We start from the raw sequence: 12487 nt of genomic DNA, 5'->3' as shown, positions 1-12487 counted from the left end.
CGGGCCGTCACCGAAGGACCGGAGGGCGGACATGACCGAACCCGAGGAAGTCCCCGACGACACCGGGGCCGGTGAACCGATCGAGGCGGCCCCGACGGCGAACCCGGCCCGGGTGCGGGTGCCGCCGGAGGGCCTGAAACAGCACCCACCGAACGAGGGCGAGCCGGCATCCGGGCCGCCGCCGGGAGAGGAGGCGTGATGGTACGCGAGGCGCGACTCGACCCCGAGGTCGAGGTGATCTGGGACGACTTCCACGCCGAGGTGAACGTGCCCTCCGAGACGCTGCGGCAGTGGCTGCTGACCCGCGGCTCGGGGGAGGAGGCGTTCGGCCCGGATCCGGACCTCGACCTGCCCGAGCCGGGCCGGCAGATCCTCGCCGTGCTGCGCAAGCGCAAGGTGGACCTCACGCCGGAGGACATCGAGGTGATGCAGGAGGCGATCACCCGGATCCGGGAGCTGACCGCGCAGCGGCCACGCCGGGGCAACGCCGACGACGAGTGGCGGCACGCCCTGCTCGACCTCGGCCACGACGTGCTCGTCGAACGCTGAGCCGGTACGACGGCGCCCGGGCGGACCACCGCCCGGGCGCCGCCGGCTACTCCGACTCCAGGCTGGGCAGCCGCAGCCCGGCCGCGTCCGCCGCGGCCTGCCGGTCGGCCCGGGCGCGTTCCTCGCGGCTGAGCAGGTTGGCGTACTCGGTCACGTCGGCCGGACCCGGCACCTCCGGCAACCGGCGCAGGAACGCCTCCACCTCGGCGGAGGCGCTGGTGTGCGCGGTGGCCGCCTGGCGCAGCAGCTCCCGCTGGTCGGCGGCCGGATACAGATCAGTCATGTCGCCGGTGATACCCGGGTTCAGGCGATTCGCACCCCGCCCGAGCCGTTGGGCTGCACACCGAACTCCGGGTGCGCCAGCAGCCACCCCAGGTATTCCGGATGGTTCGCCAGCGCGTCGGTGTACGCCGCGACCGCCGCCGCCAGCACCGGCTCGGCCACCGCCGCGGCCGGCACGTCCGGATGCCAGCCCAGCAGCAGCCGCCAGCGCAGCGGCGTGCCGGCCAGCCGGCGGGTGACCAGCCCGGCCACCGGACGGAACGTGGCCTGGCACAACGCCACCGCCTCGCCCGCGTCCACCAGGTCCAGCGCGGCCCGCACGTCCGCCTCGTACACCTTCTTCGGGGTGAAGCCGGCACGGGCGCAGGCGGCGGCGAAGCAGTCGCCGAAGCAGCCGTCGCCCGGCGCGGCCACCCACCGCTCGCGCCGCAGGTCGACCAGGTCGACCTCGGCGTGGCCGGCCAGCGGGTGGGTCTGCGGCAGCAGCACGCATATCGGCTCGACCGCCACCTCCCGCCAGCTCAGCCCGAACCCCGCCGACGGCGTCGAGTCGCCGCACACGCCGGTCAGCGCGAAGTCGAGCCGGCCACCGGCCACCATCTGCGCCAGCTCGTCCACCGACCAGGAGCCGTACGTGGTGATCTGCGCGTCCGGCCGCTCGGCGGCGAGCCGGTGCACCAGCCGGCCCAGGATCGGGCTGTTCACCCCGCCGAAGCGGTACCGGCGCAGCGGATCGCCCGCACCGGCCATCCGGGCCGCCTCGTCCCGCAGGCCCTTCATCGCCGGCAGCAGCACCCGCGCCCGGTCCAGCACCAGCTCACCCAGCGCGGTGGGACGGGCGCCGCGGCGGTCCCGTTCGAACAACGGCCCGCCCAGCGCCCGTTCGATCCGCTGAAGCTGGGCGGTCAGCGCCGGCTGGGCCAGGCCGAGCGCCGAGGCGGCCTTGGTGACGCTCCCCGTCTCCGCGATCGCGCAGACCACACGCAGGTGTCGCAGCTCCAGATCCATACCGTGACGGTAGGACCACGAACCGATACACGGAAGGGGCGATCGGCTCACCCCTCGCGCGGATGCTCCAGGTCGCTCAGCCGGGTACGCCGTCCGGTGACCGCGTCGCGCACCTTGTCCAGCACCCCGACCGCCGGTTCGACGATCTTGTTCCAGGGCGGGGTGGCGGGCGTGCCGGGGTGCGGGCGGGTCGGCGCCGCCTCCTCCGCGATCTCCCACCGGTTGCCCAGCCGGATCAGATCGGCGTCGCTGGCCACCTCGCGCAGCGGCGTGACCAGCGCCGCGACACGGCTGACGTGCCGGCGGACCCGGTCGGCCACGTCCGCGACCGCCGGGTCGTCCGCCCCGGACAGCTCCTTGAGCGCGGTCAGCAGCCCGGCGTCGGCCTCGATCTCCCGCTCGACCAGCTCGACGGCGTCCGGCATCGCGGCGCGGGCGGCCGGGAAGAGGTACTGCTCCTCGGCGGACAGGTGCCGGGACACCGCGGCGGTCAGGACGTCGAGCACCTCGCGCCGGCCGGCCGCGTCCAGCGCCGGATCGGTGACCCGGTCGGCCAGCCCCAGCAGCGCCCGGTGCTCGGTGTCCACGAGGTCGGCGACGCTGCGCCCACCCGGCCGGTACGCGTCGTCGGCGGCGGGCGGCAGCGGCGGCAGGGGGACGGTCATGGTGCCCTCCTCGTGACGGCCGGAGTCGATGTCCGGGCGGTCCGGCGGTACCCGGCGCGGCGATCCGCGAAACCGCCGCCGTGCCACCGGCGGCCCGCGACCACCTCACCTGCTGGTATAAGGAAGCGATGACGAGCGACGCCGCCCCCGCCCGACCCGACGCCACCGACGAGGTCGTCGACCTCTGCCGCGACCTGCTGCGCATCGACACCACCAACACCGGCGACAACGACACCAGCGCAGGGGAGCGGCGCGCCGCCGAGTACGTGGCGGAGAAACTCGCCGAGGTCGGCGTCGACGCCGAGATCCACGAGTCGGCGCCCGGCCGGGCCAACCTGGTCGCCCGGATCCCCGGCACCGAGCCCGGCCGCGACGCGCTGCTCGTGCACGGCCACCTCGACGTGGTGCCCGCCGACCCGGACGAGTGGTCGGTGCACCCGTTCTCCGGCGAGATCCGCGACGGCTACCTGTGGGGCCGCGGCGCGATCGACATGAAGGACTTCGACGCCATGGTGCTCGCCGTGGTCCGCGACTGGCAGCGCACCGGCGTACGCCCCCGGCGCGACGTCGTGCTCGCCTTCACCGCCGACGAGGAGGCCGGCAGCGACTACGGCGCGCACTTCCTCACCCAGCACCACCGCGACCTGTTCGACGGCTGCACCGAGGCGATCGGCGAGGTCGGCGGCTTCTCCTACTCGGTCGACGAGCAGCGCCGCCTCTACCTGATCGAGACCGCCGAGAAGGGCATCGACTGGCTGCGCCTGCACGCCAGGGGCCGGCCCGGCCACGGCTCGATGGTGCACGACGACAACGCCGTCACCGCGCTCGCCGAGGCGGTCGCCCGGATCGGCCGGCACCGCTTCCCGGTGGTGATGACCGACACCGTACGGGCGTTCCTGGCCGAGGTGTCCGACGTGCTCGGCATCGAGATCGACCCGGACGACCCGGAGACCGCGATCGCCAAGCTCGGCCCGATCGCCAACATCATCGGCGCGACCGTCCGCAACACCGCCAACCCGACCCGGCTGGCCGCCGGCTACAAGGACAACGTCATCCCCGGCCGGGCCACCGCCACCATCGACTGCCGCAGCCTGCCCGGGCAGAGCGAGGAACTGGAGCGGCAGCTGCGCGAGCTGGTCGGGCCGGACATCGCCATCGAGTACGTCCAGCGCCAGCCGGCCCTGGAGACCACGTTCGACGGTGACCTGGTGGCGCGGATGTCGGAGGCGCTGCGCGCCGAGGACCCGGGCGCCCACCCGGTGCCGTACATGCTCTCCGGCGGCACCGACGCCAAGGCGTTCTCCCAGCTCGGCATCCGCTGCTTCGGTTTCGCGCCGCTGCGGCTGCCCGCCGACCTCAATTTCTCCGGCCTGTTCCACGGCATCGACGAGCGGGTTCCGCTGGACGGACTACAGTTCGGCGTGCGGGTTCTGGACCGCTTCCTCCGTACCTGCTGACCGCGCCCGCCGCGGCGCCGCCGGCGCGGAACCTCCCCCCATCGCGAAGGGACTGCCACACATGACCGACCAGCACGGTGAGCTGGACGCCGCCCTCGAGCGGGTGATCGACGCCGCCCGCGCCCACCTGGCCGCCGTCCGGGCCGCCCAGGGCCGGATCGACGACGACGCCGTCTGGCAGGCGTACGTCGCGTTGAACAACGCCTCGTTCGCCTACGACGAGCAGCTGCTCGACGCGTTCGGCGAGGTGACGCCCTGGGACGTGGAGTCGATCGACCCGGACGAGGCCGACGAGCGCTTCGGCGCCGTCGAGGGCGGCGAGCCCACCGACCCGCACCCGCGGGTCATCTCGGTGCGGCAGCGGCGCGACTACCGGGTGCCGAGCGTCGCAGCGCTGCTGCGGGCGGCCGAGGCGGCCCGCCGGGAGGGCACCCCGGAGGAGGACGAGCCGGCGCCGGTCGAGGGTGTCGGCGAGGCGGTGCTGGAGCTGCTGCAGAGCGGCGACGGCTCGCTGTCCGCGCTCGACGTGCCGGAGCTGGAGCCGCTGGACGGTGTGGTGATGGTCAGCGAGGTCGGCACCCCCGTCGACCTGGAGTCGTTCGACGACGACGACCCGGTCGGCCCGTTCCAGCCGGCCGCCGACGACCGGCTGGTCGGCCGGCTCGACGAGCACCCGTTCATGGAGCTCGACGAGGAGCACGACCACGCGCACTAGGCCGTGTGCGTCCCCGGGGCGGCGCCGCGTCGCGCGGCCCCGGGGACGGGCCCGCCGTCAGTACGACAGGCCCGGCTGCGACTGGTTGACCAGGCGGCGCCGCAGCACCACCTGCCGCGTGCCGTCCCGGTAGAGCCGCACCCGGGCCAGCTCCCAGCCGGAGAACTCGGCCTGGATCGCCAGCTGCGCCGCGGCGGTCAGCCGATCGACGTTCGAGGGCAACCGCAGCGGCGCGTATTCGTAGTCCATGCCCCTATGCTGCCCAGGTCGCGGGCCCTCCGCCACCCCCTGCGGGTGACCCGGATCGCCCTCACCCGACTCAGCCGTCGCGCTCCGGGTAGCCCACCGGCACGGCCGACACGTCGTCCAGCGCCGTGACGATCTCCTCCGGCAGCGTCATCCGCTCCACCTGCAACGCGCCGAGCAGCTGACCGACGGTGCGGGCGCCGAGGATCGGCGCGGTCACACCCGGCCGGTCCCGCACCCAGGCCAGTGCCACCTCCAGCGGCGACACGCCCAGCCCGCCGGCCGCGATGGCGACCGCCTCCACGATGCTGGAGCAGCGCGGCTCCAGGTACGTGGCGACGAAACGCTCGAAGTGCGGCGACACCGCCCGCGAGTCGGCCGGGCGGCCGTTGCGGTACTTGCCGGTGAGCACACCCCGGCCCAGCGGTGACCAGGGCAGCACACCCAGCCCCATCCCCGCGCAGGCGGGCAGCACCTCCCGCTCCACGCCGCGCTCCAGCAGCGAGTACTCCACCTGCGCGGCGACCACCGGGGCGCGCCCCGGCCAGGCGGCCTGCCAGGCGGCGGCCCGCGCGGTCTGCCAGCCGGAGAAGTTCGACACACCCACGTAGCGGGCCTTCCCGCTGGACACCGCGTGGTCCAGGGCGGAGAGCGTCTCCTCCAGCGGGGTGTCCGGGTCGTACCCGTGCACCTGCCACAGGTCGACGTGGTCGGTGCCCAGCCGGCGCAGCGAGGCGTCCAGCGTGCGCAGCAGATGACCGCGGGAGCCGTCCCGGCGTCGGCTGCCCGGCCGCAGGCCCGCCTTGGTGGCGATCAGCAGCTCGTCGCGGTCCACCAGGCTGCCCAGCAGCGAACCGATCACCGACTCGGCGTCGCCGTCGGCGTACACGTCGGCGGTGTCGACGAGGTTGCCGCCCGCGTCGAGGTAGCTCTTCAGCTGGGCGGCCGCGTCGTCGGCATCGGTGTCCCGTCCCCAGGTCATGGTGCCGAGCGCGAGCCGCGATACCGCCAGCCCGCTTCGGCCGAGCGGTCGCTGTTGCATGGGTGAACCTTATTTCGAACCCGGCGTCACGGATATCCTCGCCGCAGTCAACTTCCCGCGCGACCTCCGCCCGGTGTGACATGTTCGGGGCGAGCCGGACGTCGAGGGCGCCACGCTCATTGCGTAACCTGATGCGACCTGTGGTGCGGACGGTGGGAGGATCAGTGCGACTCGGGCTCAACCTCGGATACCAGACGGCGTGGAGCACGCCGTTCGACCACCTGGCGTTGGCCCAGGAGGCGGACCGGCTCGGCTACTCGGTCGTGTGGGCCGCGGAGGCGTACGGCTCGGACTCGCCGAGCATGCTGGCCTGGATCGCCGGGCAGACGGAGCGCATCGACGTGGGCGCCGCGGTCATGCAGATCCCGGCCCGCACCCCGGCCATGACCGCGATGACCGCCGCGACCATCGACACGCTCTCCGGCGGCCGGTTCCGGCTCGGCCTGGGCGTGTCCGGCCCGCAGGTCTCCGAGGGCTGGCACGGCGTCCGGTTCGCCAAGCCGCTGGCCCGCACCCGGGAGTACGTCGACATCGTCAAGCTCGCGGTGGCCCGCAAGGAGGTCGCGTACGACGGCGAGCACTACACGCTGCCGCTGCCCGACGGCCCCGGCAAGGCGCTGCGGCTGGGCTTCCACCCGCCCCGCGAGCACATCCCGATCTACCTGGCCGCCGTCGGCCCGAAGAACCTGGAACTGGCCGGCGAGATCGCCGACGGCTGGCTGGCCGTCTTCTACTCCCCGGAGTTCGCCGAGGAGCACCTCGCCTCGGTCCGGGCCGGCCGCGCGACGGCGGGCAAGGAGCTGGCCGGCTTCGACGTGGTGCCGTCCGTGCCGGTCGTGGTCGGCGACGACATCGCCACCTGCGCGGAGCTGGTCCGCTGGTACGCCGCGCTGTACGTGGGCGGCATGGGCAGCCGCAAGCAGAACTTCTACAACCAGCTCGCCACCCGGATGGGCTACGGCGACGCGGCCCGCGAGGTGCAGGACCTCTACCTGGCCAAGCGGCAGCGCGACGCGGCCGCCGCCGTACCGATGGAGTTCATCGACCGCACCTCGCTGCTCGGCCCGAAGGAGCGCATCGCCGAGCGGATGCGGGAGTACGCCGCCGCGGGCGTGACCACGCTGTCGGTGTCGCTGTTCGTGGCCGACCGGGAGAGCGGGGTGCAGACCCTGCGTACCGTCGCCGAGGCGCTGGAGCTGTCCGGAGTCGGCGAGTGACCTGGATCGAGGCCGTCGTCCTGGGCCTGGTCCAGGGACTGACCGAGTTCCTTCCGGTGTCCTCGTCCGGGCACCTGCGGATCACCTCGGCCCTGTTCTTCGGCCGGGACGCGGGCGCGTCGTTCACCGCGGTGACCCAGCTCGGCACCGAGGCCGCCGTCCTGATCTACTTCGCCAAGGACATCTGGCGGATCGTCCGGACCTGGTTCGTCGGCCTGGTCGACCGCTCGGTGCGTTCCAGCCTCGACTACCGGATGGGCTGGTACGTCATCGTCGGCACCATCCCGATCGGCATCTTCGGGCTGATCTTCAAGGACCAGATCCGCACCGCCGGCCGGAACCTCTGGCTGATCTCCTGCACGCTGATCATCGGTGCGATGCTGCTGGCCTTCGCCGAGTACTGGGGCCGGCAGACCCGCACGCTGGAGAACTTCCGGATGCGCGACGGCGTGGTGATGGGCTTCGCCCAGGCCGCGGCGCTGGTCCCCGGCGTGTCCCGGTCGGGCGGCACCCTGACCGCGGGCCTGCTGCTCAACCTGACCCGGGAGACCGCGGCCCGCTACTCGTTCCTGCTGGCCATCCCGGCCGTGGTGATCTCCGGCGTGTTCAGCCTGCCGGACGTGTTCGAGCCGTCGGCGCCGGGCACCGCCGCGCCGAGCGTGGCGCAGATGGTGATCGCGACGCTCATCGCGTTCGCCGTCGGGTACGCGGCCATCGCCTGGCTGCTGCGCTACGTCGCCCACCACACGCTGTACGTCTTCGTGCTGTACCGGGTGGCGCTGGGCAGCCTGGTGATCTGCCTCCTGGCGACCGGCACGATCAGCGCCACCTGACGTCGTCGTGCGAGAGGCCGGCCACCCCGATGTCCGAGGTGGCCGGCCTTCGGCTTCGTCGCCGGCTCAGCCACGTAGGGCCGCGCGGGTGTGCGACGGCGCGGCCGGTGGCCGGGGCTGACTACTCTCGCCCGCATGTCGCGCTTCCGCCTCAGACCGCTGTACGGCGTTCCCGTGATGATCGCCATTCTGGCGGCCTATGCCTGGAGTCTGGGAGAGCCTTTCGACAAGCCGGAGCTGCCGGCCGAGATGTTCGTGGTGACGGGCACAGTCGAGTCGGTACAGGACAGCTGGGAATCGACGACGGGAGGGAGCAGGAACCTCGCCGCCGTGGTGTATCGGGTGGTGCTCCGCGAGCACCCCCGGGTCAAGTTCAGCGTACGAGACCTGCCGAGCGAGGAACTGGTGCCCGGCACGCCGGTCCGATTCGAGATGAGCAGGAATCCCCAGCCGGAGCTGGAACGCGCACGGTCGTACGTCTACGCGAGCTATGTGGTCTCGGCCGAGACCTTCGTCGTCGACGGCACCGTGGTCTACGACGCGGCCGAGATCAGGGCGCAGGACAAAACGCGGGCCGACGCGGCGGTCAGGCGGTACCGCGGCATCTCTCTGGTGCTGTGGGCTGTGGTGGTCGTCTGGGTCGCGCTCCTGGTCCGGCGGCACCGCGGGGTGCTGCAGTCCTTGGCGCGGCCCGTCGGCGCGCCGGACGCGGCTGACAGGTTCCGGAGATGGGTGTACCGGGAGTAGGACGCCCCGCCGGAACGCGGCCTGTCGTGGCGGGACGATCACCTTCGGGGCGTACCGCCTAGGGTGGTCAGCGTGGCGACCCTTCTGCTTCTGCGACACGGCCGGACCACCGCGAACGCCGACGGCGGCCTGGCCGGGCGGCAACCGGTCGAGCTCGACGACACCGGCCGCGCGCAGGCGGCGGCGGTCGGCGCGCGCCTCGCCGGGCTGCCGCTGGCGGCGGTGGTGACCAGCCCGCTCATCCGCTGCCGGCAGACCCTCGACCTGGCGCTGCCGGGCGTCGAGCCGGTGGTGGACGACGGGTTGATCGAGTGCGGGTACGGCGACTGGGAGGGACAGTCGCTGAAGAAGCTGGCGAAGGAACCGCTGTGGCCGGTGGTCCAGCAGCACCCGAGCGCCGCCGCGTTCCCGCAGGGCGAGTCGATGGCGGCGATGTCCGCGCGCGCGGTGGCCGCGGTACGGGCGTGGGACGCGCGGGTCACCGCCGAGCACGGGCCGGAGGCGGTCTGGCTGGCGTGCAGCCACGGCGACGTGATCAAGGCGATCGTGGCGGACGCGCTCGGCGTACACCTTGATCTTTTTCAGCGGATCGTGGCCGACCCGGCGTCGGTCACGGCGATCCGCTACACCCCGTTGCGGCCGTTCCTGGTCCGGCTCAACGACACCGGCGGTGACCTGTCGGCGCTGGTCCCGCCGCCGCGCAAGCGGCGCCGGCGCCCGGCGCGGGCGGCCGAGTCCGACGCGGCGGTCGGCGGAGGCGCGGGCGCGGCCGGGTGAGCCGGGCGTGCCGCGGCGCGTTCGCTCTGGGCGGATTCGGCGTCGGTGGGCTGCGCGGCGCTTCCGGACGCCGGATAGGGTCGTGGGTATGACGCACCAGGTGCACGCCTTCGAGCCGCCGGAGCGGTTCGTCGCCGGTACGGTCGGCCCGCCGGGGGAGCGCACGTTCTTCCTCCAGGCGCGCGGCGGCGGCCGGCTGGTCAGCGTGTCGCTGGAGAAGGTCCAGGTGTCGTTGCTCGCCGAGAAGCTCGAGGAGCTGCTCGCCGAGGCGCAGCGCCGCTTCGGCGTGAAGCTGCCGGAGCCGGTCACCACGGTGACCGGCGACAACGAGCCGCTCGACACGCCGGTGGACGAGGAGTTCCGGGTCGGCACGCTGGGTCTGGCCTTCGACGTGGACACCGCCACGGTGGTGATCGAGGCGATCGCCGTCGGCGAGGCGGAGGTCGAGGTCGAGCTGGGCGACGCGGACGACGACGCCGACGAGGACCCGGACGAGCCGGACGACGACCTCGACCGCCTCCGGGTGCGGCTGACCCCGGAGGCGACCCGCGAGTTCATCGAACGCGCGAAGCGCGTCGTGAACGCCGGCCGGCCCCCCTGCCCGCTGTGCGGCCAGCCGCTCGACCCGGCCGGTCACCTCTGCCCCCGGCACAACGGCTATCACCGGTGACCTCGTCGGAACTGCAGCCCCGACAGGACGGCGCCGAGGCGCTGCGGCTGCTCGCCGACGGTGAGCTGACCCTGGAGGGGCGGCTCGTCGACGCCTCCAACGCGACGCTGCGCGGCGTCATCGCGCTCGGCGACGTGACGGCGCACTGCGTCTACAAGCCGGTACGCGGCGAACGCCCGCTCTGGGACTTCCCGGACGGCACGCTCGCCGGCCGGGAGGTGTCCGCCTACCTGGTGTCCCGGGCCACCGGCTGGGACCTGGTGCCCCCGACCGTGCTGCGCGACGGGCCGTTCGGTCCCGGCTCGTGCCAGCTCTGGATCGACGAGCCGGACGACGCCGAGCCGCTGGTCGGGTTCGTGCCGGCGCGGGAGGTTCCGCCGCGCTGGTTCCCGGTGGCCGCGGCCCGCGACGACGACGGGGCGGCGTACGCGCTGGCGCACGCCGACGACCCCCGCCTGGCCCGGCTCGTCGTGCTCGACGCGGTGATCAACAACGCCGACCGCAAGGGCGGGCACGTGCTCGTCGGCCCGGACGACCGGATCTACGGCGTCGACCACGGCGTGAGCTTCCACGTCGAGGAGAAGCTGCGTACGGTGCTGTGGGGCTGGGCCGGCCGCGAACTGCCACCGGACGCGGTGGAGATGCTCGACGGCCTGGCCGGGCAGCTGCGCGGGCCGCTCGGCGAGGAGTTGGCCGAGCACCTGACCATCGGTGAGCTGGCCGCGCTGGCGGAACGGGTCGAGCGGCTGGGCGAGAGCGGCCGGTTCCCGCTGCCGCCGCAGGAGTGGCCGGCGATGCCCTGGCCGCCGATGTGAGCCGCTGTCGCGTTGATCACCCGTAGGGCGGCACCCGAGCGTCTGACGGATCGTTAGGCTGGCGGTCATGGAGTCTTGGGCGGGACATGACGTGCCACGGCTGCCCGGCGAGGGCGTGTCGCTGAGGTTGTACGACTCGGCGCGGCAGGGCGCCCATCCCAGCCGGCCCGAGGGCGCGGCCTCGATGTACGTCTGCGGCATCACCCCGTACGACGCGACGCACCTCGGGCACGCCGCCACCATGATCACGTTCGACCTGGTACAGCGGATGTGGCGCGACGCCGGCCTCGACGTGCGGTACGTGCAGAACGTAACCGACATCGACGACCCGCTGCTGGAGCGAGCCGAGCGCGACGGCGAGGACTGGAAGGTCCTGGCCATGCGGGAGACCGCCCTGTTCCGCGAGGACATGGAGGCGCTGCGGATGATCCCGCCGGCGCACTACGTCGGCGCGGTCGAGTCGATCCCGGACATCGCCGAGAAGGTGCTGATGCTGCTCAAGGACGGCGCGGCGTACCGGCTCGACGACGGCACCGGCGACGTCTACTTCGACGTCGCCGCCGCGCCCCGCTTCGGCTACGAGTCGAACCTGACCCGCGAGCAGATGATCGAGCTGTTCGCCGAGCGCGGCGGCGACCCGGAGCGCCCCGGCAAGCGCGACCCGCTCGACCCGCTGCTGTGGCGCGGCGCCCGCGAGGGCGAGCCGTCCTGGCCCGGCGGTGACCTGGGCGCCGGCCGTCCCGGCTGGCACATCGAGTGCACGGTCATCGCGCTGAACCTGCTCGGCGACCGGATCGACGTGCAGGGCGGCGGCAACGACCTGATCTTCCCGCACCACGAGTGCTCCGCCGCGCACGCCGAGCGGCTCACCGGCGAGGCGCCGTTCGCCGACCACTACGTCCACGCCGGCATGATCGGCCTCGACGGCGAGAAGATGTCCAAGTCCCAGGGCAACCTCGTCTTCGTGTCCCGGCTGCGGGCCGACAAGGTGGACCCGATGGCGGTCCGGCTGGCGCTGATGAGCGGGCACTACCGCAGCGACCGCTCCTGGACCGACGAGCTGCTCACCGAGGCGCAGGAGCGGCTGGGCCGCTGGCGGCGGGCCGCCGCCGCGCCGGCCGGGCCGTCGGGGGCCGCGTTCCTGGCCGAGGTACGCGAGCGCCTGGCCGACGACCTGGACACTCCGGGCGCCCTGGCGGCGGCCGACCGTTGGGCCGAAGGCGTCCTGAACGGCGTGACCGAGGACGAGACCGCTCCGGCCCTCTTCCGCGACACGGTGGACGCCCTACTCGGCATCGCCCTCTAGCCCCGGCCCTCGTCCGTCCGCCGAGCCCTGCCCCTCTCGCGCGGGCCTCGCCCTCTCGCGCGGGCCTCGCCCTCTCGCGCGGGCCTCGCCCTCTCGCGCGGGCCTCGCCCTCTCGCGCGGGCCTCGCCCTCTCGCGCGGGCCTCGCCCTCTCGCGCGG

16 protein-coding genes are annotated in these 12487 nt (G+C 73.6%); 11 read left to right on the top strand and 5 right to left on the bottom strand.

The annotated features are described in order from the left end of the window. The first annotated feature begins 31 nt into the window (after positions 1-31). Positions 32-199 (top strand): hypothetical protein, encoded by a 168-nt coding sequence (locus M8C11_RS26225; RefSeq protein WP_162959103.1) that lies wholly within the window; start codon positions 32-34, stop codon positions 197-199. Continuing rightward, positions 199-549, top strand: coding sequence for a DUF3140 domain-containing protein (locus M8C11_RS26220; RefSeq protein WP_120570109.1), 351 nt, complete (start codon positions 199-201; stop codon positions 547-549). Before M8C11_RS26225 ends, M8C11_RS26220 begins: the two co-directional genes overlap by 1 nt. Before the next feature lie 46 nt (positions 550-595). Here M8C11_RS26220 and M8C11_RS26215 read toward each other — a convergent pair whose 3' ends face one another. The 3 genes from M8C11_RS26215 to M8C11_RS26205 are packed head-to-tail and all read right to left on the bottom strand — an operon-like array spanning position 596 to position 2504. Continuing rightward, a complete protein-coding gene (locus M8C11_RS26215) occupies positions 596-832 on the bottom strand; it encodes a hypothetical protein (protein WP_120570108.1) in 237 nt (78 codons plus the stop codon). 20 nt (positions 833-852) lie between these two features. Continuing rightward, complete coding sequence (locus M8C11_RS26210) at positions 853-1839, bottom strand: LysR family transcriptional regulator (RefSeq protein ID WP_047893392.1); 987 nt, start codon at positions 1837-1839, stop codon at positions 853-855. Between the two features lie 47 nt (positions 1840-1886). Beyond that, positions 1887-2504 carry a hemerythrin domain-containing protein gene (locus M8C11_RS26205; RefSeq protein WP_252453984.1) on the bottom strand — a complete coding sequence of 206 codons (618 nt, stop codon included), beginning with the start codon at positions 2502-2504 and terminating at the stop codon, positions 1887-1889. Positions 2505-2632: 128 nt separating this feature from the next. On the opposite strand from M8C11_RS26205, the gene M8C11_RS26200 reads away from it, so the two are divergent. Both M8C11_RS26200 and M8C11_RS26195 read left to right on the top strand, forming a co-directional pair. Then, positions 2633-3961 (top strand): M20/M25/M40 family metallo-hydrolase, encoded by a 1329-nt coding sequence (locus M8C11_RS26200; RefSeq protein WP_120570107.1) that lies wholly within the window; start codon positions 2633-2635, stop codon positions 3959-3961. A 61-nt stretch (positions 3962-4022) separates the two neighbouring features. Next, on the top strand, positions 4023-4676 hold the full coding sequence (locus tag M8C11_RS26195; RefSeq protein ID WP_013286069.1) for a hypothetical protein: 654 nt from the start codon (positions 4023-4025) through the stop codon (positions 4674-4676). A 57-nt stretch (positions 4677-4733) separates the two neighbouring features. Here the strand turns inward: M8C11_RS26195 and M8C11_RS26190 are convergent, their stop codons facing one another. Next, complete coding sequence (locus M8C11_RS26190) at positions 4734-4925, bottom strand: DUF5703 family protein (protein WP_030274256.1); 192 nt, start codon at positions 4923-4925, stop codon at positions 4734-4736. 70 nt (positions 4926-4995) lie between these two features. Continuing rightward, complete coding sequence (locus M8C11_RS26185; RefSeq protein ID WP_013286071.1) at positions 4996-5964, bottom strand: aldo/keto reductase; 969 nt, start codon at positions 5962-5964, stop codon at positions 4996-4998. Positions 5965-6128: 164 nt separating this feature from the next. Here M8C11_RS26185 and M8C11_RS26180 point away from each other — a divergent pair, with 164 nt between their 5' ends. The 7 genes from M8C11_RS26180 (at position 6129) to mshC (ending at position 12329) form a co-directional block, all read left to right on the top strand. Continuing rightward, positions 6129-7181, top strand: coding sequence for an LLM class F420-dependent oxidoreductase (locus tag M8C11_RS26180; protein ID WP_252453982.1), 1053 nt, complete (start codon positions 6129-6131; stop codon positions 7179-7181). Beyond that, positions 7178-8014 carry an undecaprenyl-diphosphate phosphatase gene (locus tag M8C11_RS26175; protein ID WP_252453980.1) on the top strand — a complete coding sequence of 279 codons (837 nt, stop codon included), beginning with the start codon at positions 7178-7180 and terminating at the stop codon, positions 8012-8014. Before M8C11_RS26180 ends, M8C11_RS26175 begins: the two co-directional genes overlap by 4 nt. 135 nt (positions 8015-8149) lie before the next feature. After that, entirely contained in the window at positions 8150-8761 is a 612-nt protein-coding gene (locus M8C11_RS26170) for a hypothetical protein (protein ID WP_252453978.1), read from the top strand. A gap of 63 nt (positions 8762-8824) precedes the next feature. Further along, a complete protein-coding gene (locus M8C11_RS26165; protein ID WP_121685071.1) occupies positions 8825-9538 on the top strand; it encodes a histidine phosphatase family protein in 714 nt (237 codons plus the stop codon). 88 nt (positions 9539-9626) lie between these two features. Next, on the top strand, positions 9627-10208 hold the full coding sequence (locus M8C11_RS26160; protein ID WP_013286077.1) for a DUF3090 domain-containing protein: 582 nt from the start codon (positions 9627-9629) through the stop codon (positions 10206-10208). Next, positions 10205-11023, top strand: a complete 819-nt coding sequence (locus tag M8C11_RS26155; RefSeq protein ID WP_252453976.1) for an SCO1664 family protein — start codon at positions 10205-10207, stop codon at positions 11021-11023. Before M8C11_RS26160 ends, M8C11_RS26155 begins: the two co-directional genes overlap by 4 nt. A 67-nt stretch (positions 11024-11090) precedes the next feature. Continuing rightward, complete coding sequence (gene mshC / locus M8C11_RS26150) at positions 11091-12329, top strand: cysteine--1-D-myo-inosityl 2-amino-2-deoxy-alpha-D-glucopyranoside ligase (protein ID WP_252453974.1); 1239 nt, start codon at positions 11091-11093, stop codon at positions 12327-12329. Positions 12330-12487 lie beyond the last annotated feature (158 nt).

It is taken from the genome of Micromonospora sp. CPM1 (assembly GCF_023896895.1).
Lineage (GTDB): Bacteria > Actinomycetota > Actinomycetes > Mycobacteriales > Micromonosporaceae > Micromonospora > Micromonospora tulbaghiae.
Note: the sequence above shows the minus strand (reverse complement) of the source record. Positions and strands in the feature narration are given on the sequence as shown.